The following is a 1049-nucleotide window of genomic DNA, read 5'->3' as shown; positions in this document are numbered from 1 at the left end:
CCCCTGCGGCGGTGACGGCGCCCGGCCGCTGCGGCCCGGCAGGCGCCCGCCGGCCAGCGCCACACCGCATGGACCTTTGGCGAGCTGCCCGAGCTGATGGAGATCCGCAAGGGCGGCCAGACGCTGATCGGCTTTCCCGCGCTCATCGACGGTGGCGATGCCGTCACCATCGAGGTGTTCGACGAGCCCGAACTGGCCGCCGCCCGGCACCGTGCTGGCCTGCGCCGCCTGTTCGCGCTGCAGATCAAGGACGCGCTCAAGTACCTGGAAAAGAACATTCCCGACCTGCAGAAGATGGCCGTGGCCTACATGCCGCTGGGCACGCAGGAAGAACTGCGCAGCCAGATCATCGACGTGGCGCTGGACCGGGCCTTCCTGCTCGACCCGTTGCCCACCGATGAGGCCGCGTTCAAGCGCCGGGTGGACGAGGGACGCGGCCGGCTCACCCTGATCGCCAACGAGGTCGCGCGGCTCGCCGGCACGATCTTGCTGGAGTACGCCGCCGCGGCGCGCAAGATCAAGGACACCAAGAACGCACCCGAAGCCGTGCAGGACGCGCAGCAGCAGTTGCAGCGCCTCATGCCCAAGGCGTTCCTGGCCGCGGCACCGTGGGCGCAACTGGCGCACTTTGCCCGCTACCTCAAGGCGATCACGCTGCGGCTGGACAAATACCGCGCCGATCCGGCGCGCGACGCCACCAAGCTGGCCGAACTGCGCCCGCAGGAGCAGCGCTACTGGCGCCTGGTAGCCGAACGCAAGGGCGCGGTGGATGCGCGCATGCAGGAACTGCGTTGGCTGCTGGAAGAATTGCGGGTGAGCTTTTTCGCCCAGGAGCTGCGAACCCCGCAGCCGGTGAGCGTGAAGCGGTTGGACAAGCTCTGGGCGCAACTCAACAGTTGAGGGCGGCAGCCAGGCTGCGCGGCGCTTCGCATCGACATCGGTACGGTGGGCGGCGGGGCACGGGGACCCATGGTGGAAGACTTGCCCAACCCTGCTCGGCCCCATTCATCGCGGAGCGGCTTCCCCCGAGCACCCACCAGGCACCCACC

At 69.1% G+C, this 1049-nt stretch carries 1 pseudogene; it reads left to right on the top strand.

Annotated elements, in window-relative coordinates:
• Positions 1–21: 21 nt before the first annotated feature.
• A pseudogene (locus AC27KI_RS25635) lies at positions 22–900 on the top strand (DUF3418 domain-containing protein); the annotation flags it as partial.
• Positions 901–1049: the final 149 nt, after the last annotated feature.

It is taken from the genome of Acidovorax sp. KPB24-03, from assembly GCF_057546605.1.
This window is presented reverse-complemented; position numbering and strand designations above follow the sequence as displayed.